The organism is Halomicrococcus pelagicus (assembly GCF_050954125.1).
Map to the genome: position 1 here is coordinate 60866 of NZ_JBPBWC010000011.1, position 19170 is coordinate 80035.

Genomic DNA, 19170 nt, shown 5'->3' on the forward strand with positions numbered 1-19170 from the left:
AATCTGGTAACGTATCCACAACCGAAATCGCCAACGATACCTGTGCTGTTTCCGAACCGGCTGTCGTAAATCACTCTCACTGGAACAGCTTGATACCTTCTCAAATGCGCGATCGCGGCGAGAACCCTGATGGTTCTTTTGGGACAGGCGTCTGAAAAGCTATGACTGCGAATCCCAACACCCTCGACGTCGACGCACCGGACGCCGACGAGCGAGCGACGTACGACTACGTTTCTAATGACGTGGAACGGCCGGAGCTGGTCGTCGCCCTCCGCGAGCGGATCAACGGCGACGTGCGGTTCGATACCTATACCCGACAGCAGTACGCGACCGACGCGAGCGCATACGAGGAGACTCCGATCGGTGTCGTCTTCCCAAGGTCGACCGAGGATGTGGCCGCCGTTGTCTCCTACTGCGCCGAACACGAAGTCCCGGTCCTCCCTCGGGGCGGTGGAACAAGCCTCGCCGGCCAGGCGGTCAACGAGGCTGTCGTCATCGACTTCAGCCGCCACATGGACGGGATCGTCTCGGTCGCACCCGACGACCGGCGTGCCCGCGTCCAGTCAGGGGTCGTCCTCGAGGAACTCAACGACGTGCTGGCCCCGTACGAGCTGAAGTTCGCGCCGGATCCCGCCGCGGGCAACCGCAGCGTCATCGGCGGCGCGATCGGGAACAATTCGACAGGCGCTCACTCGCTGAAGTACGGCAAGACTGACGCCTACGTCGAGGAGTGCGAGGTCGTTCTCGCCGACGGCACTGTTGCAACATTCGGCGAGATCGCGGTCGATGACCTTCGCGAGCGGGCCGACCCTGACGGCGACCTCCTCGAGCGCGTCTATGCGGAGGTCATCCGGATCATCGACGAGGAGGCCGACGCGGTCCGTGAGCGGTTCCCCGATCTAAAGCGTAACGTCTCCGGCTACAACCTCGATATGCTCGTCGAGGAGGCCGAGACCGGTACCGTCAACCTCGGGCGGCTGCTGGCCGGCAGCGAGGGCACCCTCGCTGTGGTGACGGAGGCTGAGGTCTCCCTCGAGCCAGTCCCCGAGACGAAGGCAGTCTCGCTACTGTTCTACGAAAGCGGCCTCGAGGCCGTGACGGACGTCCAGCACGTCCTCGAGCACGAGCCCGCAGCAGTCGAACTGATCGACGACGTGCTCATCGGGCTGGCCCGCGAGACCGCGGAATTCGAGGAGATCGCAGCGCTCGTCCCCGAGGGCGCGCAGGCGGCGCTGCTTGTCGAGTTCTACGCCGCCGCCGACGACCACGGACGGGAACGGACTGCCGGCCTCCTCGCCGACCGGGTTCCGGGCAGCGACAGTGAAGCGGCGCCGCCTGATGACCGGCCCACTATCGAGGAGACCCACGCCTTCGAGGGCCTCGAGGCCCACGCGGACGCTGAGCGCGAGAAGTTCTGGAAGCTCCGCAAAGCGGGGCTGCCAATCCTGCTCTCGCGGACGTCCGACGAGAAGCACATCAGCTTCATTGAGGACTGCGCCATCCCGCCGGAACACCTCCCCGAATTCGTCGAGCGGTTCCAGTCGCTGCTCGTCGAGAAGGACCGCGATGTCGACGCAGCCTTCTATGCCCATGCCGGGCCAGGCGTGCTGCACGTTCGGCCGCTGGTGAACACGAAAGCGGACCGCGACCGTGAGGACATGGTTGAGATCGCTGACGCGGTGACGGATATGGTCGTCGAGTTCGGCGGTTCGGTTTCGGGTGAACATGGCGATGGACACGCCCGCACCCAGTGGAACCGCAAGCTCTACGGTGAGGACCTCTGGGAGACGTTCCGCGACCTGAAGACGGCATTCGACCCAGACTGGCTGCTGAACCCGGGGAACGTCTGCGGCGACCACGACATGACCGAGAACCTCCGGTACGACGACGCATACGAGTACGACGCCGGGTTCGAGCCGTCGCTGAACTGGGATAACGAGAACGGCATGCAGGGGATGGTTGAACTCTGTCACGGCTGCGGCGGCTGTCGCGGCAGTCAGGAGACCACCGGCGGCGTGATGTGTCCAACCTACCGCGCGGCCGAGGAAGAGATCACGGCCACGCGGGGCCGCGCGAACCTCCTCCGGAACGCGATGAGCGGTGATCTGCCCGACAATCCTACCGACGATGAGTTCGTCGAGGAGGTCCTCGACCTCTGTATCGGCTGCAAGGGCTGTGCGCGGGATTGTCCGAGCGAGGTCGACATGGCCAAACTGAAGACGGAGATCATGCACGCCCGCCACCAGGAACACGGTGCCAGCCTTCGAGATAAGCTCTTTGCCAACTTCGACCGCCTCGCGCCGCTCGGCAGTGCGCTGGCTCCCCTCTCGAACCTCGTCCAGTCGTTGCCCGGTGCCGGGACTATCGCAGAGAAGACCATCGGCATCGCCCGTGAGCGGTCATTGCCGGAGTTCCACCGTGAGACGGTTCAGGACTGGTTCGAGGCTCGCGATGGCTCACAAGTCCCCGAAGCCGAGGCCGAGCGGAAGGCGGTCTTGTTCACGGATACCTATACCAACTACAGCCATGTCACGGTCGGAAAAGCGACAGTCCGCGTCCTCGAGGCCGCCGGCGTTCACGTCGACCTTGCGAGCCGGACTGACAGCGGCCGACCGGCGCTCTCGAAGGGGTTCGTCGACGAGGCTCGCAAAACGATGCGGGCGAACGTCACGGAACTCGCCCCCCGTATCGACGAAGGCTGGGACGTTGTCCTCGCGGAGCCCTCAGATGCGGTGATGTTCCAGTCCGACGCGCTCGATCTGCTGAGCGGGAAGGGCGTCGAATCCGTTGCGTCGAACTCGTATGGCGTCTGTGAATACCTCGATACATACCGTCTGGACGAGAACATCGACTGGAACGCCCCGTCCGAATCGCTGGCCTACCATGGTCACTGCCATCAGAAGGCGACAAAGAAGGACCACCACGCTGTCGGCGTACTTCGACGCGCGGGCTACACTGTCGATCCACTCGACTCTGGCTGTTGTGGCATGGCCGGTAGTTTCGGTTACGAGACCGAGCACTACTCACTGAGCCAGTCGATTGGTGAAATTCTCGTCGATCAGATCGAGGATAGCGACGCGACCGTCGTTACTGCTCCAGGAACTTCCTGTCGCACTCAGCTCGGTGACAAGCGTCTCAAGCCGGTCCCAGCGGAGAGTTCACTTGCCGGCAGTAGACTTGACAGTGAGGAGCCACCGACTCCGGTCGAACTGCTATCCTACGCGCTCCCGCGTTGACCTCCTCCTGCACCTAAAGGCGGGGGAATTCGCCTTGTTACTCCGTAACGACTCAGTCAAGTAGTACGAGGCGATAGCGTGAGAGCCGTATTCACGCGTCGCGAGAACTCAGTCGAATCCGATAACGACTGTGGCACGGTAGGGTTTTGACGTACCCGTCTCACGTCTCGTTGTCCGATACCCCGCGGACGGAAACGAAGATACGTCGAATCGGAAGTCGAACCATTGCGAGTTTCCCGCAGGCGAAGGTCGCCAAGCGGTGGGCTTCTCGTTGGCGAATCCACTGCTGCTCTCGTAAGATATCAGGTAAGCTTTTTACGACGTATCTCGCACAGACAGTTACAATGGTTGAAGACGAATCCCTCGATGTCTCTCCCCGTGATATCGCTATACTGAAAGCGAGAGTGGATAACCCGACCTTGTCCACGCGGGAACTTAGTCAGATTGTCGAAGAGAAGTACGGAATCTCACTCTCCCACAATCGAATCAACGAGATTCTACGAATGATGTCTGAGCAGGAAATCTTCCGCGAGATGGTTCTTCCAAACCGGGAAATGTTCCGCCACTACCTATTTCGGATCTCATTCAACTTCCCGGACTTCAAGGATAATTGGCGAGACGGCTACGATAAACTCCAGAATGATCCCCATGTTCTGATGTTCTTCACTGCAGACACCGACTATCAGTGGCACGCTATTGCCCAATTCCGATCGGACGAATATATGGAGCGCTGGGTGCACGAGCTTTTTGAATCCCATGGCGATCTAATTTCCGACTTCCACAATACAATGCTCCATAGTGTCCATAAATTCCGAACTGAGGCAGCAGTGTTCGACGATATTCTCGCAGAGACAGAAGAGGGACGACAGTACCTTGAGCATGAGGACTAAGTCAAATGCCCACACGGTGGAACGTGGCTTGTCAGTGTATCTACCACGTCGTACCGAGAGAGCTTCTTGACATTCATGAATCGGCTTCCCTGACTTCGGGACCGGTTGACAGCGCCCGTGATCAGCCACAACTGTTGGCCGCTACCTACCTCTCACAGAAGTGGGTGAAAGTGGGTGGTATATGGTGTAAACGGAGTTTGCACTTCCCGACATCGGCGAATGTATCGCCGAGGGCAAACTCGTCACTTGGCTTGTCGAGCCGGGCGACTACGTCCAAGAAGACCAACCGATCGCGGAAGTCAAGACCGACAAGGCGAGGCCGCCCGGAGGACGAGCGGACGGCGCTAACGAGACTGATGGGACATGGCTGCTCGCCGAGACGGTGCCGAGACGCGGGTATTCCAAGTGGTTGCCGATGCGGACGCAGCGAAGACAATCGGTGATCCCATGGTCTCAAAGTGTCCGCCATTGTGGGATCATAACATCCTGTTCGGAATTCGGGTAATAATAGATGGGGTTCGTGAGCAGGGAACGTTCGGTCGTCAAAGAGAAACTAAAAGACGATCATCCCCACATCAATCGGGATCCGTAGTGCCACCCGGAAAGCAGTCACTCGTCAAGGCGTACATCGAGAACGGCGTCAGTGCCGTTATCGACAGCGTCGACGGCCTCGCTGAGAGCCTCCGAGACGGCTGCGATGTCGTCTACGGCACGAGTGTACCCGTCGCTCATCGTCGCGATGCGTGAGAAATCGACGCTACGGCCGTAGGACCCCTCCGGGACACTGTGCGTGGCGGACGTGCCGTCTCCGTGCTGGCTGCGCGTCGCCTCGCGAACTGCCTCCCAACTCTCGTTGTTGTAGATAACGGTGAGCGTTGGCGCGGCCGCGTTCTCGGCGGCGATGACGCTCGATGCGGGATTGCTGAAGAGGTATCCGCCGTCCCCAATGAGGGAGATGACGCGGCTCTCAGGGGAGGCGAGCTTCGCGCCGATGCCAGCAGGAACAGCCCAGCCGAGGCCAGCGCCGCCGCGCCAGAAGTACGATCCCGGCTCGGAGAGCGGAATTTGGTGGAGCGTCGCTCGCCGGTTTGTGACAACCCCCTCCATTACGATAGTGTCCTCGTCCACGTACTCGCCGATCTCGTTCGAGAGAACGGTTGGCGTCAGCCGACCGTCGGCGCGGTCAGAAACAACACGGTCGGAAGCTGCCTCAACGCGCTCTCGGTGCATCTCACGCCAGACCGAATCGTCGGCAGCCTCATCAATTCGGCCGGTGACGGCTCGAAGCGTCTCACCGGGGTCGGCCATTACGGTATGATCGACTACAAACGGCCAGTGCGGGTACGCGGCCTTGGTTGGGTTCGTATCGATCTGAACGACATTGAGGTCTGACGGAACGTCCGTTTCTGAGGGTACCCATGGGACGTCGGTCTCGAGGAGGAGAAGGAGATCAGCATGCGCGAGCGCCTCTGTCGCGTCGAAGCCAACGTGCAGGTCGTGGTTGCGCGGAAAGCTGAGCGCAGACGGGACGTGTTCAACGACGCCCGCGCCGGCCGCCTCCGCGAACGAAACGAGAGTATTGACGCTGTCCGTACCGAGGGAGTCGCTGGTGATGACGAGGGGACGGTCAGCCGCTTCGATTCGTGCTGTGAGGTCGGCGACGGTTTCGCGGTCCGCACCCGTGGGGCGCGTCTGTCGGACAGTTCCGATCTCCTGCGTTGGTTCGGGCACGGACGCCTCGAAGGCCTCGCGGCCGAACGAGAGATAAGTCGGACCGGAGGGCGTTGAGACCGCGCGTTCGAGACCGCGGCGGACGACTTCTCGGGGGTCGGCGGGCGGTTGGTATTCCTTCGTCCACCGGCAGTATTCTGAGACGATGCTCGTCTGGTCAAATACGTCTTGGAAGTAGTGAATGGGATGGTCGCGGCCGCCGAGGCCGGCAGCGTCGGAAACCGGCGAAAGGCCGGCCATCACAAATATCGGGACGTTCGCACGGTGGGCATTGTGCATCGCCGCACCGAGGTTCTGAGTCCCGACGTCCACGTGGACGAGGACGGCCTGCGGGTCACCAGTTACTGCTGCGTAGCCGTGGGCGGCGGAGAGTGCAACGTACTCGTGGGGACAGGGGATGAACTCGGGGAACGAGTCCTCTTCGCCGTCGTCCCGGAGGCGCGCAGCCGCTTCGATGAGCGGCGTATGGTCGGTCCCGAAGTTCGCGAAGATGTAGTCCACGCCGTTGTCGCGAAGAGCGTGGAGTACGGACTCGGCTACTGTGCTATCACTACTGTCGCTGAGGTCGGGTGTGTGCGTCATGTCGATCAGTCAAGTTTTAGAGGCCCCGGTACTCGATCTCGCGAGGTATTGCCAGATTCAGAGGGAGATTATATAACCATTGGGGAGGGAGAATGTGGTGCAATAACAGTTGGTGGAAAGTTTAGTCTCCCTGTTTTTGATTGATCCAGGCCGTTATGCTGCTACTTTCGTGTGACGGTGTCGAAGAGTCGGGCCAGTCGGCGCCACCGACTGGCCCATCACGTCCTCATAGGAGAGGTTCCGAACCGTCGGGCGAAATTCACGTGAGGATGCCTATTGTGGGACACGTACATCGAATCGTGGAGTGCAAATAGCGCCGTACGCGCGAGTGCCCCCTGGCACCGCGCGTACGGCGTTTGGAACCCGTACTTCACCCGCTAGTTGCCGCCCTCGATTGCGTTCATACTGACTGGACCACTGAATGTCTCCGTTTTTCGTCCCACAGTGCTGGGTACAGACAGAGATAGACGACCGGTTGCCGTAGAGACAGTCTTCGTAGAACCGCTCGGACATGTCTGCGTCAACCGGTTTCTCGCACTGCTTGCACCAGTAGCGTTAGACGGAGACTGTCACGTCCTCGAAGCCGTCCTCAGTGATGAGGACGGCAAACCGCCATGGGAGTGTATCGTGCTTGTGGCAACCGCTTTCCCCGCAGTGGGAACAAAGACGCTGCTTGACCAGTTGCGTCCCTTCGTAGCTTCGTAACCCGCCATGGATAGAGTGGGTTAGCGGGAGTGGCACTAGCGCGTCGAGTTTCTTCTCTGCCGACTGTTTCATGCTCTCTAAGAACGCATCAAAGATCCTACTTTTCACTGCCTCCCTAGATAGCACCAACTCTGAACTGGGAATACACTTATATATCATAAAGCTAAAGAGGGACCATATGGCTGATGGACAATCATTGCAGTCCTCGAACCAGCAGGACCTGAATCCAGAGAATGCAACGACAATCCAAGATATCGAATTAGCTGGATTCGAGCTGCTTCCTGCACTCCGATTCCTATTCGCGTTCGGGCTCGGCGTATTCTTTTTCCTCGTTCCAGTCACATGGAACGGACAGATCACGGTTCCGTTCGACGTTGCGGCTAGCACAATCACTGCAAGATTTCCCAGCTTAGTCGGAGCCGTCGGTATCGCAATTCTCGCACTCGGAGCCGGCATGTCGATAATGGCCGAATTCTACCGGCGTGGTATGCTCTCGATGAACGAAGAGACGATAACTCGACTCAACCTCCAATACTGGAAAACCTCACCGCTGTTCCTCACACTCCGCATTTCAGGATTACTCGTCGGTAGTATCCTGTTCCTCAATCTCGGTCCAAGCGTCATTCACAAACCAAACATTGGGGGTCTCGTCTGGGGCACAATCGTCCTAAGTATCGTAGTCATCATCCCACTCGGTGCTGTCTTCGTAAATCTCCTCGTCGAACTCGGTGGGCTCGAGTTCGTCGGCACGCTCGCCCGCCCGTTTATGCGTCCACTTTTCAACTTGCCTGGTCGGGCAGCCCTTGACTCGCTGGCCTCATGGATCGGTGCATTCACCGTCGGCTACTATGTCACATACAATGTTTTCCACCGCGGCGGATATCACAAACGAGACGTCTTCATCATCACTACTTGTTTTGCCCCAGTTAGTATCGGGTTCGTTGGCGTCATCGTATCAACGCTTGGATTACTAGATATATTCCCCCTCATCCTCCTTTCATGGATAATCGCGACAGTCGTGACGGGCGCTATTCTGGTTCGAATTCCGCCACTGAATAGCATCTCAACGGAGTATATTACCGAACCCGACCCAGAAACCGTATTTACTGGCTCCCCTCTCGAATACGTCCGCTTCGCCTTCAGCCAGGCGATGGACGAAGCTGAGGATGGAAAAATAATCACGACCGCAATCCAAGGCCTCATTGATGGAGTTAAAGTCATTGCAGTTATCCTCGGAACGGTCGTTACCATCAGCACAGTGACCCTGCTTCTTATCGATCAAACTAACGTATTCCAACTTATATCGGCACCAATCACACCAGTACTCTCCGCTCTTGGTGTTCCAAACCCGTCGTTGGCTGCATCCGCTATTCTCATTAGCGGCGTCGAACAGATCTCGGCTGCCGCGGTCGTTGCTGGTTCAGATACCCTTACCCGGTTTTTCGTTGTAGTCGTTTCTATCTCACAGATCATCTTCTTTGCCGCATCAGCACCGATGATGGTCGACATGTTCAAAGAAATCCCCATCCGGTTCCGTGACCTCGTCGTCATCTTCTGTCTACGGACGGCCGTGCTGGTTCCGATTGCTGCAGTCCTCATGCACGGCTTCAATATGCTCGGACTCCTCTCCTGACACCGACTTTTCTTCCAAGGAGGACCACTCCTTCATCGGGATGGGGGAGTTGCGTGATGGGCAGTGCCACGGTGGAGTTCGATTGCATCGTCGCCGCTAACGCCGTCGTCCTGCAGGACCAGACGGTACCGGAGAGGCTCCTCACGTACAGCGCCCCCGCGGAGACGTCCCCACTCTTCGACGATCAGCTGGACCGGATTAGCGAGACATGCGACCACTACATCAACCTCGAGCAGCGGTCGGTCTGCCACGCTATATTGTCCTGTTAGTTCCCGAAGATTCAATATCGACCGAGTGCTCCGCCATTACATGGCACAGCAGAACGAGTCACGGTATAGTATCGACGCAGACTGGAATGAACTGTACGTCGGCGGCGAGTGGCGCGAGGCGTCCAACGGCGAGACCATCGCGGTTGAGGATCCGTCGACCCGGGAGACGGTCGCGCACGTACCGGCAGGCACCGAGGAGGACGTCGACGCCGCCTACGAGGCGGCCGTCGAAGCGCAGACCGAGTGGGAACAGGCGCCGCCCGCGGCTCACGAGGAAGTTATTCAGGATCTGCTCCACGCGCTGGAGCAACACAGCGAGGAGATCATCGACCTGCTCGCCCACGAGGCCGGCGGTACTCGTGGGATGGGCGAGACATCGATCCACCTCGCCGCCGACCAGGCGGCCGAGGCCGCGACCCTGCCGCGGCGGATGAAAGGCGAGCACGTCTCGTCGAACATCCCCGGCAAGGAGAACGTTGTCCAGCGCGAACCGCAGGGAGTCGTCACGGTGATCACCCCGTGGAACTTCCCGCTCAACCTCACGATGCGGGCAGTCGCACCGGCGATCGCCGCCGGGAACGCCGTCATCCTCAAACCCGCGACGAACACGCCGATCGTCGGCGGCCTGCTGTTCGCGCGCCTGTTCGAGGAGACCGACCTCCCCGACGGCGTGATCAACGTCGTCACCGGCCGCGGCTCCGAGATCGGCGATCGCGTCGCGAGCCACCCCGATAGCGACGTCGTCGCGTTCACGGGGTCGACCGAGGTCGGGCGGCGGCTCGCCGCGGCCGCGGGCGAGAACCTCGCGGTGCCGGCGATGGAACTCGGTGGGAACAACGCGCACATTGTCACCGATGACGCCGACGTCGACGCGGCGGTCGACGCCGCCGTGTTCGGAAGCTTCGTCCATCAGGGTCAGGTATGTATCTCGATCAACCGCCACCTCGTCCACGAGGACGTGTATGACGAGTACGTCGAGAAACTGACCGAACGGGCGGCGAATCTGCCCGCCGGCAGCGCCCACGAGGAGGTGGCCGTCGGCCCGATCATTGATGAGTCCCAGCGCGACGAGATGCTGGAGTACGTCGAGCGGACGGTCGAGGCCGGCGCAACGCTGGAGACCGGCGCCGAGACGGTACCGGTCGACGGCGTCGACGACTCGCTGGTCGTCGCGCCGACAGTCCTCTCGGACGTCGAGAACGACATGGCCGCCGCCTGTAACGAGCACTTCGGGCCCATCGCGCCGGTGATTCCCGTCTCGGATGCCGATGAGGCCGTCGAACTGGCCAACGCCACCGAGTACGGGCTCTCCGGGTCGGTCCACGCCGGCGATGTGGGCGCCGGCAAGCGCATCGCCCAGCGTCTCGAGACAGGAATGGTCCACGTGAACGACCAGCCCATCAACGACGAGGCGCACGTGCCGTTCAGCGGCACCGGCGCGTCCGGCCTAGGCGGCTACAACAGCGAGGACTTCCTGGACGAGGTCACCGAAAAGAAGTGGATCTCGCTCCAGCACGAGCCCCGCGAGTTCCCGTTCTAGGATGCTCGATGATGTAGTCTGCGTCGTCGCCGGCGGCGGAAACGGACTCGGTGCGGCGAGCGCGCGCGAACTTGCATCCCACGGCGCTCGTGTCGTTGTCAACGACCTTGGCACCGACGTCTACGGCGAGGGCCAGGACCCGTCGGTGGCGGAAGCGGTCGCCGCCGACATCCGTGAGGACGGGGGCGAAGCCGTCGCTCACGCCGGCGACGTCTCCGACTTCGACTACGCGGTCGACCTGGTCGCGGACGCGGTCGACGAGTACGGCTGCCTCGATTTCGTTGCGAACTTCGCCGGCGTCCTCCGTGACGGGATGAGCTACAAGCTGAGCGAGGCAGACTGGCGCGACGTCGTCGAGACCAACCTTACCGGCCAGTTCGCGCTCCTGCGGGCGGCGTGCCGGCACTGGCGGGAGGCAGCCGGCGAGGACGGCTTCGACGCGGAGCGGTCGTACCTCGCCGCAAGTTCCTACGCGGCGAAGGGGAACCTCGGGCAGGCGAACTACGCCGCCGCCAAGGCCGGCATCCTCGGCATGGTGCGCTCCGTCTCAACGGAGATGCACCGTCACGATGTCCGGGTCAACGCGCTCGTGCCGAACGCCTACACGCGGATGACTGAGACCGTCCCTGAGGAGCACCGGCCGTACACCCGCGAGGAGATGCCGCCCGAGAAGGTGGCGCCGCTCGTCGCCTTCCTCGCCAGTGACGCCGCGGCGGACGTGACGGGCTGCACGCTGTACGCGGGCGGCGACCGTATCGGCGTCTTCTCGGATCCAGAACTTGACCAAGTCGGCGTGAACCCCGGCGGGTGGTCGCTATCGGACCTAGCGGAGCAGTTCGACGACGTGGCGGACGACGCGGACCTGACGCGGACTGAGAACTACTTCTAGGTGCTCCGGTAGGGCGACCTCTCGCTTGTGATTTCGTCGAAACCCGCTTCCGGGGCCTCTCCAAGCCCGGATTAGAGCAGTCCGTTCGAACCCATAGGTTCGGACGGTCGTTGAATTTCGCTGGAGCACCGCTACACGGACTTCTTGACTGTTTCGTCGTCAACGTGTTTCGCTGAGTTATGCAAGAGTCTAGAGTGTACCTAATTTTGTGATATCAAATCCTTATCCCCCCAATTTATATTACAAAGTTCGATAATACTCCAATATGGGTGTAACTGACCTCTTTGATCCGGACGGAATTGCCGTCATCGGCGCGTCAAAAACTCCGGGGAAGCTCGGGAACGACGCGATGACAAATATTCATTCCTACGAGGGAGATGTCTACCCGGTCAATCCCTCCAGTTCAGGGGAAGTCTACGGTTACGAGTTCGTTGAATCAGTCCATGAGGTTGACGCCGATCTGGCCCTATGTTGTGTACCCAGTCCCATTGTACCGGAGGTCTTGGAAGACTGCGGTGAAGCAGGCATCGGTGCGGCAGTGATCTTCGCCGGTGGCTTCGCAGAAGTTGATGAGGAGGGCCAAGAACGCCAGGACGAAATCGTTCGTATCGGAGACGAATACGACATGACGATTCTCGGGCCCAACACAGCGGGATACTGTATCCCGCATCTGGATCTCTATGGCTCGTTCGTCCCAGAGATACGCGACGTCGAGACAGGGAACGTTGCCCTACTCACCCAAAGCGCTGGAGTCGGAATCACCTCCGCATTTCAGTTGGACCGTGAAGAGTACGGTGTATCGGCCATGTTCGGTCTCGGGAACCGAGCAAACACTGGTTTTGCCGAACTCGTTCCGGTGCTCGACGACGATCCACTGACCGACGCGATCGCACTTCACATTGAGGGTACTGAAGATATCGACAAGGTCCTCAAGGTCTGCCGAGAGGCGGAGACGCCAATTGTCGCATACAAGGCCGGTAGCGAGGAGCTGAGTGACTTCGTCGAGTCACATACCAGTGCACCGATTCAGGCTCGCGAGACCTACGAAGACGCCCTCGCCGGCGAGGGAGTTGTCTTCGTCTCATCGGTGACCGAACTCATCGATGCCAGCCGTGCGATCGCGGACACGCCGATCCCGGCAGGGCAAAACGTCGGCCTCGTTACGGCCCAGGCCGGCCCGGGGATCATCATCGCTGACGAACTCAACGAGTGCGGCGCCGTGTTACCCGAGCTGGACGAGGAGACTCAGGAGCGAGTCGACGATCTGCTGCAGGGGATCACCTACACGGAGAATCCGGTCGACACAGGCCGACCGCTGCCCGAGTTCGGTCAGGTCATCGACGCCGTCGCCCGCGACGACAACGTCGACATCGTTATTGTCTACGAGATCTACGAGGACTCGCTGGGCTACCCGGTCGACGAACTGGAGACGCTCGCCGAAGAGATCGACAAGCCGATCATCTTCACGGTGGCCGGCCCGGAAAGCTTCGAAGAAGAACGGCTGCAGATGGAGGAGGCCGGCATCCCGACGTTCCAAGCACCGGAACGCGGGGCGAGCGCGGTCGCAGCGCTAATCGAGTTAGTCGCCGACAATGTGTAGAAAGCTCGACGGTGAGCCAGTTCAACTGCTCGATCGTTTCGTTAGCTGATATCGAACGTCGTCGGGAGTGCTGACGCGGACGTCGCGGTACAACATGTCCACCGGGGGATTGGCAGTCTCTCGCTGCGGACGCACCCGTTGACGTAGCCCATCCCGAAGATACGCGATGAACAGCGGGACCGCAACGGCTATCCCGTGAACGAAGGCCGGTTCGCAAGTCGAATTGGGGCGTCAGCGTCCCACCATACAGCGACGTGCTGACCGCCGGAAGCACGAACGTCGGGGGCGGCTGCAAACACTCCGGCGACCGGGATTCGGTCCATGACCGCCGTTTCCCTAGGGCGTTGGACACGCGTGTCTGAGCCGCGACCGGTCGTATGAGATCGTCGCGAGATATCGGTCGTCAAGTCCGACTAAGTTCAACCGTCACCACAACAATTAATACTGTACTTAGTCTGGTACCAGATATCACATCCCGTGTCTCACAATGAAACTCAGAGAGGCCTTCAAGCGGACTGCCAGGTGTTACCCTGGGAAGACGGCTATCATCACCGACGACGACCGCGAGTTCACCTACGCGGAATTTGACCGCCGGAGTACACAGCTGGCTAATGCCCTCTTCGAGCGGATCGGATCAGCCCGCTGTGCAGTCCTCGCGTTGAACTCTCCGGCCGCAGTAGAGTCGATGATCGCCGGCGACAAGCGCGGGGCCGGGACGGTGCAGCTTTCGTTTCGGGCGGATACGGCCGAACTCGTCGAGATGGCCGAGGTCGCCGCCGCCCGCGCGCTCGTGTTCGACGACGCCAACGCCGAGACAGCGCTGGAGATGCTCAACTGTGGATTGTTCGAAACGGCGATCCACGCCGGAACCGAATCCGTGGACCACGAGAGTGTGGATTCTTATGAGACTGTGCTCGCCGAAGCAGCGGATACGCTCGACGACGACCTCCCGGTAGGCGACGAGTGCGCGGTGCTGTACACCAGCGGGACGACGAGCACGCCGAAAGCCGTCTCGTTCGATCAGGAGCAACTGTGGTACGGTGCCGTCCAGGGCGTGATGGAGCACGGTATCGACGAGACCGACACAGCGCTATGCACGACACCGTGGCACCACATGGTGACGACCGACGCCTGGCTCTATCCCCATTTCGTCGCCGGTGCGACCGTCGTCCTCCACCGGTCGTTCGATCCTGAGGAGGCCCTCGAACTCATCGAGGAGTATGAGATTACAGGTCTGCTCGCAGTGCCGACCCAGCTCAGCGCGATAAACGGCGTCCAGCGGAAAGCCAACTACGATGTCGGCAGCCTCTCATACATCCGGACCGGCGGCTCTATCGTGAGCGAGGACCTCATCGAGGAGACGTCCGAGCAACTCACTGATCAGGTGTGGAACACCTATGGTATGACCGAGGCGGGGCCGGACCTGACCTTCGCGCACCCTAGCGTCCAGAAGGAGCGTCCGGGAACGGTCGGCAAAGAAGCGTTCACTTGGGAGATCAGAATCGTTGAGGAGACGCCCTTCGACGAGGACCCCGATCCGGAGGCGACGGTTGATCCCGGGGAGCGGGGAGAGATTATCGCCCGCGGCCCCGGGATGTCCGACGGCTATATCGACAACGATGAGGCCGAATCGAAGACCTACTTCGACGGCTGGCTTCGCACCCGTGACGTTGCACGAGTAGACGAGGACGGCTACCTTCACATCATCGATCGTGTGGACAACATGATCGTCTGCGGCGGTGAGAACATCTATCCGGCAGAGGTCGAGCGTACCCTCAAGGAACACCCCGACGTCGAGGAATGCTGCGTGTTCGGACTCGACGACGACCACTGGGGAGAGGTCGTCACCGCCGCTGTCGTCACCTCGGCGGATCTTTCGGCGGACGATCTCTCGGTTCACTGTAAGGAGAGCGATGGGCTAGCGAACTTCAAGCGCCCGCGTGAGTACTGCATTATCGGGGAGCCACTCCCGCAGACCGCCACTGGGACGGTTGCCCGGCAGGAACTCATCGAGCAGTACTTTGAGTGAATCGGGCCCCACCGGATTTCCCACCGTTGATCATCGATCACGACGACGGACGGTGGCGGTCAGAAAAAGACGACGAACACGCTGATCTGGATCGGGATGAGGAGCAGCAGCGTAGTGACGGCGACGGCAGCAGACATTTGCGTCAGTTCCACGCTGTTGACCACGTCCATTCCGAGGATGGCGACGAGGACGGCCGACTGGTAGGGGAAGAAGTAGGTATTGAGCGCCGCCGCCTCGATCATCGCCACGGGGACGAGCGGGACGCCGGCCCCGGTCGAAAAGGAGATGAGAACCGGCGTGAGGACACTCGCGACAGCAAGCCCCTCCATCACGAGCGTGAGCAGCTGGGCAACCACGACCACGAACCCGAGCACGACGAGCAGCGATGCGTCACTTGGCAGATACGACAGCAACTGTCCAGCCGCGAGGTCGGTGAATCCGGTCCGCTGGAGGCCCTCTGCGATCGCAAAAATTGCGCCGAGGAAAAAGAGAATCGAGAAGTCGGCTTCACTGACGGCATCGGACCTGACGACGCCGATTCGGGGAGCGAACGCGAGGAGTGCGACCGCGAGGGCGCCGAACAGTGGATGCAGGCCATGGATGAAATCTGTTGCCCAGATCACCACTCCGAGGAGGAGGAATCCGAACATGCGCAACTCGTCCGCGGACACAGTCGCCCGTTCGGTCCGTTCGGGGGCGATGATGCCGTCCCGCTCGCGCGGCCGGTAGAGGAGATAAGTGATGCCGACGACGAGCAGGACCCGGCCGACGCCCATCACAGGGCCGAGCCAGTGCAGCCACTCGGTCCACGAGATTGAGGGTCCGCCGCTGGACTCAACTAACCCGGTCACGATAATGTTCGCAAGCGACCCCGTCAGGACGCCCGAGGAGCCGTAGAACGTTGCGAACAGCGGTCCGAGAAAGAGACCGACCTTCGCACGGCGCTCAGTGAACAGGTCGCCCAGCGAGATCAGGATCGGACCGAGGATGAGCACCCGAACGAGCGAGGAAGGGATCAGGACGGCTAGCCCAAGGCTGGCAAAGCAGAAGACGACGAGCAAATAGCGGTACGCGACCACGGCATCGCTCAGGACGCGGTCGGACATCCGGTTATGGGCGAGTCGCTCAACCAGTTCCGCCAGTCCGCTCTGTTGGGCGGCCTCACCAATGAGGATCCCGACAACAACCAGCCACGTAGCCGGCGAGCGGAAACCGGTCAACGCCAGTTTAGACGAGAACGCGACCCCAATCAACCCGATACAGATGAGGGCCGTAAACCACGGCTCAACGGGCGATCCGATCCATAACATGACGCAGAACACCGTGATCGCGAGCATGAGCGCCGTGTCGGCCGTTAGCGGTGCGAACTGGAAGATACCGACGGCCGCAAGCAGTCCGGCGGGGAGGGACAGCCACGCGGGATCGATATTAGAAGTATTAGCCTCGAACCGGCGTATTCCGTCTGCCATTGGTGAATTGGTGCTCACGGCTGAGTGCAATTACTCTTTTGGACTAATTCTCCGGCACCCGAGAGTCTCCAGCCGATGCGATCTTCGGAACCAACGGTCGACGTAACCGTAGCGGTCGAGGAGGTGGATACCGAACTTCATCAGCGGCTCCGGTGTCGCCTCTCGCTCAACAAACTCTAACTCAATCCAGTCTCTAAAATCGGTGAGGCGGTCGAACTCTGGCATGCACACCTAGAATTCCAACCGTCTCCGTCTTCAGACTGTATCTGAACAGTGCCAGTGATATTGAGGAAGTCACAATATTAATTTCTCTAGTAAAACTCTTATTCACGTCTGATCTGATATTGCTCGGTGTCATTTGATCCGTTTAGATGTATTCTCGTGTCGGGCTGCGAGTTCAGCGTAATGTTCGGCCGTTGCTGCGGTATCTAGATCGTCCAGTTCGGCTTTCAGTTCAGCCGGTGTGCCTGTTACAAGTGCGCTGGGTGGGACGTCGGTCCCCTCAGTGACGACAGCACCAGCCCCGACGATCGCTTCTTCACCGACGTGAGCGTCGTCGAGGACAACCGCATTCATGCCGACGAGTGCACCTTCTGCAACTGTTGCCGCGTGGACAATCGCGCTATGACCGACTGTCGTCTCCGATTCGAGGACCACGTCTTCGTGCAGGACCGCGTTGTCCTGGACATTTGCCCCTTTCCCGATGACGATCCGTCCACTGTCACCTCGAACCGTTGCGTTCGGCCACACGCTCGCGTCGGCTTCGATTACGACGTCACCGATCACGACTGCCGCCTCGTCGACGTACGCCGATTCCGCTATTTCTGGCGTGTGATCTTCAAACGACCGTATCATATCTCACCACTCTCGGACAGGCATCATAAAACTACTATTCCATCGCTGGGAGGTGAGACTGAGTATCTCGAAGTCAGAAAGAAAGCTACGTATCCGGTGGGCGGTACGTGAATCACGGCCCTTGAATTCACGAGCGAAAGCATCGACTTTCCGAAGGAGAGTGATAGCACGACGAGCGTTGCAACCATCCTGTTGTCCGAGTACAGCACAAAACGGGAGCACGCCGTCTCCTACGAGTTAGCCGTAAAACCGTTAGAACTGGGTATATACCCGATCGTGAACTACTTTTCGACGTTCGTCGTGAACGCCTACTCTAACTCCAGTTCTTCTCGTAGCTGTGAGCTCTGTAGCCCCGCTCGGAACACTGCATTGAAGAACTCCTTGTTTTTCGAGAGTTCGTCACCGTGCTCTTGGAAGTATTCCGAATCCAGATCTTTAAATTCAGCAATCATCTCCTGATAGATGTCTTCGTAGAGATAGACGTTGACATTGTGGAGATCGCGGACAGCGAACCCTTTCGCTTCGGCGTCAACCGCCATCGCTCGAACAGTGTCGCCTTTAGCTATATCTGATGTATCTGTGCTATCTGATCTCTGTTCTGTATTTTTGGTGTTCGCGGTGTCTTCGGCATCAGCGCTGCTTTCTGTATCCGAGCCATCATCAGTACCTTGAGTGTCTGAACTATCTTGTTGATCTTCCGTGTCTGTTGTATCTGACGTGGGTGACGGATCTGTTGTTTCTGAGCTTGCCCCGGTTGAACGTACTTCACTCATTCCCCATGTCTCCTCCTTCCGTTCGTCAAGATCGTCTGTCATCACGCAGTCACCTCCGTCTCCGCTGTCAGTTCCTCGGCAATTGAGAGGTACGCGTCACGGGCATCATTGAGCTTCGCCGGATCATCATGCTGGAATACGGAAACGCCGTTATTCCACGCTCGACGGATAGCGACACGCTCCGGCACCTGAAAAACAGGGTATGGAGCATCACTGAAGAACTCCAACATCTGTTTTGTATCGTTGTTCGGTGTGCTTTCGACTGAGTTCACTATGATACCTTGGATCTGTATCTGATCTATCTGACTGGGGAAGCTCGACTCCAGATAGTCGATCTCCTCATTCATTTTCTCAATGGCACGGATGCTGCGACGGGTTGGTTCAACTGGGATCACCACGTTCTCAGCTGCTAGCAAAGCGTTATCCAGTATCTGCGAAAGGTCGGGTGGACAGTCGATAATAATGTAATCGTAGTCTGTATCTAGTTCGGCTAATGCGAGTTTTAGCCGCATTTCACTATTTGCTACCTGCGTCAGCAACATATCCTTCAAGGCATCCATCGCCTTGTTCGACGGGATTACGTCGAACTCCTCGTGTTCTTGGATAATATCGTTGATCTCACTGGTCCGGGATGGATCAACCATTACCTGATGCAAGCTCGGAATCTTTTGATTATACAGCTCGCGGAACCCAACGCCCTCCGTAGCAGTTCCCTGCGGGTCAGCGTCGACCAGGAGGACATCGTAGTCAAGCTCGTTCAACGCTCCGGCGACGTTGATTGCGGTTGTTGTCTTTCCGACACCACCGGCTTGGTTCGAGACGGCCAGTACCTGAGTCATGTTCCAACTATATCTGACGTATCTTATCCCATTCCCATAATAGTATGTCAGACGTATCTAGGATATCATTTATATCTGGGCAGTCTGTTGTATCTGATGTATCTACTGTACCCTGTAGAACCTACATATC

At 59.4% G+C, this 19170-nt stretch carries 13 protein-coding genes and 3 pseudogenes; 10 read left to right on the forward strand and 6 right to left on the reverse strand.

Annotation, left to right across the window (positions count from 1 at the left end; all coding sequences use genetic code 11):
• Nucleotides 1-161 precede the first annotated feature (161 nt).
• The 3 genes and pseudogenes from ACRYA2_RS17760 to ACRYA2_RS17770 form a co-directional block, all read left to right on the forward strand.
• Complete coding sequence (locus tag ACRYA2_RS17760) at nucleotides 162-3236, forward strand: FAD-binding and (Fe-S)-binding domain-containing protein (protein ID WP_433631094.1); 3075 nt, start codon at nucleotides 162-164, stop codon at nucleotides 3234-3236.
• Nucleotides 3237-3580: 344 nt separating this feature from the next.
• Nucleotides 3581-4126 (forward strand): helix-turn-helix domain-containing protein, encoded by a 546-nt coding sequence (locus tag ACRYA2_RS17765; protein WP_433631097.1) that lies wholly within the window; start codon nucleotides 3581-3583, stop codon nucleotides 4124-4126.
• Between the two features lie 193 nt (nucleotides 4127-4319).
• A pseudogene (locus tag ACRYA2_RS17770) lies at nucleotides 4320-4442 on the forward strand (biotin/lipoyl-containing protein); the annotation flags it as partial.
• A gap of 293 nt (nucleotides 4443-4735) precedes the next feature.
• On the opposite strand, the gene ACRYA2_RS17775 reads toward ACRYA2_RS17770, so the two are convergent.
• The gene (locus tag ACRYA2_RS17775) at nucleotides 4736-6439 is read right to left on the reverse strand and encodes a thiamine pyrophosphate-requiring protein (protein ID WP_433631099.1); all 1704 of its coding nucleotides are present in this window, start codon (nucleotides 6437-6439) and stop codon (nucleotides 4736-4738) included.
• Nucleotides 6440-7322: 883 nt separating this feature from the next.
• On the opposite strand from ACRYA2_RS17775, the gene ACRYA2_RS17780 reads away from it, so the two are divergent.
• The 7 genes and pseudogenes from ACRYA2_RS17780 (at nucleotide 7323) to ACRYA2_RS17810 (ending at nucleotide 15104) form a co-directional block, all read left to right on the forward strand.
• Entirely contained in the window at nucleotides 7323-8777 is a 1455-nt protein-coding gene (locus tag ACRYA2_RS17780; RefSeq protein WP_433631101.1) for a YjiH family protein, read from the forward strand.
• Nucleotides 8778-8833: 56 nt separating this feature from the next.
• Nucleotides 8834-9046, forward strand: coding sequence for a hypothetical protein (locus ACRYA2_RS17785; RefSeq protein WP_433631104.1), 213 nt, complete (start codon nucleotides 8834-8836; stop codon nucleotides 9044-9046).
• Between the two features lie 40 nt (nucleotides 9047-9086).
• Nucleotides 9087-10586: an aldehyde dehydrogenase family protein gene (locus ACRYA2_RS17790; protein WP_433631107.1), complete on the forward strand. Its 1500-nt coding sequence runs from the start codon at nucleotides 9087-9089 to the stop codon at nucleotides 10584-10586.
• Between the two features lies 1 nt (nucleotide 10587).
• Nucleotides 10588-11475 carry an SDR family oxidoreductase gene (locus tag ACRYA2_RS17795; RefSeq protein WP_433631110.1) on the forward strand — a complete coding sequence of 296 codons (888 nt, stop codon included), beginning with the start codon at nucleotides 10588-10590 and terminating at the stop codon, nucleotides 11473-11475.
• Between the two features lie 44 nt (nucleotides 11476-11519).
• Nucleotides 11520-11651 (forward strand): annotated as a pseudogene (locus ACRYA2_RS17800) (IS1595 family transposase); the annotation flags it as partial.
• Between the two features lie 89 nt (nucleotides 11652-11740).
• Complete coding sequence (locus ACRYA2_RS17805; RefSeq protein ID WP_433631113.1) at nucleotides 11741-13075, forward strand: CoA-binding protein; 1335 nt, start codon at nucleotides 11741-11743, stop codon at nucleotides 13073-13075.
• A gap of 487 nt (nucleotides 13076-13562) precedes the next feature.
• On the forward strand, nucleotides 13563-15104 hold the full coding sequence (locus tag ACRYA2_RS17810; RefSeq protein ID WP_433631115.1) for a class I adenylate-forming enzyme family protein: 1542 nt from the start codon (nucleotides 13563-13565) through the stop codon (nucleotides 15102-15104).
• Between the two features lie 59 nt (nucleotides 15105-15163).
• On the opposite strand, the gene ACRYA2_RS17815 is transcribed toward ACRYA2_RS17810, so the two are convergent.
• The 5 genes and pseudogenes from ACRYA2_RS17815 to ACRYA2_RS17835 form a co-directional block, all read right to left on the reverse strand.
• Nucleotides 15164-16573 carry an SLC13 family permease gene (locus ACRYA2_RS17815; RefSeq protein WP_433631117.1) on the reverse strand — a complete coding sequence of 470 codons (1410 nt, stop codon included), beginning with the start codon at nucleotides 16571-16573 and terminating at the stop codon, nucleotides 15164-15166.
• 120 nt (nucleotides 16574-16693) lie between these two features.
• Nucleotides 16694-16798, reverse strand: a pseudogene (locus ACRYA2_RS17820) (IS6 family transposase); the annotation flags it as partial.
• Nucleotides 16799-16927: 129 nt separating this feature from the next.
• Nucleotides 16928-17428, reverse strand: coding sequence for a gamma carbonic anhydrase family protein (locus tag ACRYA2_RS17825; protein ID WP_433631119.1), 501 nt, complete (start codon nucleotides 17426-17428; stop codon nucleotides 16928-16930).
• 308 nt (nucleotides 17429-17736) lie between these two features.
• Entirely contained in the window at nucleotides 17737-18243 is a 507-nt protein-coding gene (locus ACRYA2_RS17830; protein WP_433631122.1) for a DUF8160 family protein, read from the reverse strand.
• Nucleotides 18243-19040: a ParA family protein gene (locus tag ACRYA2_RS17835; protein WP_433631125.1), complete on the reverse strand. Its 798-nt coding sequence runs from the start codon at nucleotides 19038-19040 to the stop codon at nucleotides 18243-18245. The genes ACRYA2_RS17830 and ACRYA2_RS17835 overlap by 1 nt, the downstream gene beginning before the upstream one ends.
• Nucleotides 19041-19170: the final 130 nt, after the last annotated feature.

Coding starts and splice junctions, on each gene's coding strand:
- ACRYA2_RS17830 (WP_433631122.1), bottom strand. CDS start 18,243: ATGACAGACGATCTTGACGAACGGAAGGAGGAGACATGGGGAATGAGT.
- ACRYA2_RS17790 (WP_433631107.1), top strand. CDS start 9,087: ATGGCACAGCAGAACGAGTCACGGTATAGTATCGACGCAGACTGGAAT.
- ACRYA2_RS17815 (WP_433631117.1), bottom strand. CDS start 16,573: ATGGCAGACGGAATACGCCGGTTCGAGGCTAATACTTCTAATATCGAT.
- ACRYA2_RS17775 (WP_433631099.1), bottom strand. CDS start 6,439: ATGACGCACACACCCGACCTCAGCGACAGTAGTGATAGCACAGTAGCC.
- ACRYA2_RS17810 (WP_433631115.1), top strand. CDS start 13,563: ATGAAACTCAGAGAGGCCTTCAAGCGGACTGCCAGGTGTTACCCTGGG.
- ACRYA2_RS17795 (WP_433631110.1), top strand. CDS start 10,588: ATGCTCGATGATGTAGTCTGCGTCGTCGCCGGCGGCGGAAACGGACTC.
- ACRYA2_RS17805 (WP_433631113.1), top strand. CDS start 11,741: ATGGGTGTAACTGACCTCTTTGATCCGGACGGAATTGCCGTCATCGGC.
- ACRYA2_RS17825 (WP_433631119.1), bottom strand. CDS start 17,428: ATGATACGGTCGTTTGAAGATCACACGCCAGAAATAGCGGAATCGGCG.
- ACRYA2_RS17760 (WP_433631094.1), top strand. CDS start 162: ATGACTGCGAATCCCAACACCCTCGACGTCGACGCACCGGACGCCGAC.
- ACRYA2_RS17785 (WP_433631104.1), top strand. CDS start 8,834: ATGGGCAGTGCCACGGTGGAGTTCGATTGCATCGTCGCCGCTAACGCC.
- ACRYA2_RS17835 (WP_433631125.1), bottom strand. CDS start 19,040: ATGACTCAGGTACTGGCCGTCTCGAACCAAGCCGGTGGTGTCGGAAAG.
- ACRYA2_RS17765 (WP_433631097.1), top strand. CDS start 3,581: ATGGTTGAAGACGAATCCCTCGATGTCTCTCCCCGTGATATCGCTATA.
- ACRYA2_RS17780 (WP_433631101.1), top strand. CDS start 7,323: ATGGCTGATGGACAATCATTGCAGTCCTCGAACCAGCAGGACCTGAAT.